At 48.5% G+C, this 857-nt stretch carries 1 protein-coding gene; it reads left to right on the top strand.

Annotated elements, in window-relative coordinates; translation table 11 throughout:
* Positions 1-67: 67 nt before the first annotated feature.
* On the top strand, positions 68-857 hold a 790-nt coding region (locus ACGF49_RS24620), incomplete at its 3' end, for a transposase (RefSeq protein WP_387493338.1).

Raw genomic sequence — 857 nt, 5'->3', positions numbered from 1 at the left:
AGAGGGTGTCGCAAAAGGTCATGTTATCCATTAAAATCTGCGCTCTTCCTTTAGGCGCAGATCTTTTATGACCTTATTCATTCGAAAACGGGAACCGTCTGCTTACACCAAACGTCAGTTTGTCAAAGCTCAGCACTTACCTGTATTGGATGGCTCCCTTTCCCTTTCTGATTATCTCAGGCAAATGGGGGAGCGTTGCGCATTTATTGTTGCTGACATTCTTGATGAGCAAGATTGGGGCCCCTTTGAACGCCATTATGCTTCGACAGGGAGAGCCCCTTATTCTCCACGCTCCATGATGGGGATCCTGCTTTATGGGATCATGAAAGGACACTGCTCGCTCAGAGAACTTGAACGACTTGCGCGTTTAGATTTAGGCTGTATTTTTGTCAGCCAGGGAATTACGCCCGATCATGCCAGTCTTGGGCGTTTTATTTATCAGCACCAATCCGTCCTGACGGGACCGTTTTTTAAGGCACTGACCTTATCCATTTTGCACCGCAGTCGTTCGGACGGCTCGTGCCTGGCCGGTGACGGGACAGTGATAGAGGCGGCCTGTTCTCATTACCACCTTTTAACTCAGGAAGCGATTTCACGTGAAAAAAATACTCTCACGGCTACCCCTGCCACAGCGCAGACAGAAAAACGCATAAAGCAATTGGAACAGGGAGCCAACGTATTACGGCGCCGACAAGAAAATCGCGAAAAAAAAGGGAAGGATGCCAGCCAACTGCGTATCAATCCAACAGAACCCGAAGCCGTCGTCCAGAAACTCAAGCGGGGAAGAGGATTTTCAACTTCCTATAAACCGTCTGTTTTAGTCAACAACAGACGTATTATCGTCGCTCAAACGGTCG

Origin of the sequence: Photorhabdus sp. RM96S (assembly GCF_042879335.1) — a bacterium.
Taxonomy (GTDB): Bacteria; Pseudomonadota; Gammaproteobacteria; order Enterobacterales; family Enterobacteriaceae; genus Photorhabdus; species Photorhabdus kayaii.
This window is presented reverse-complemented; position numbering and strand designations above follow the sequence as displayed.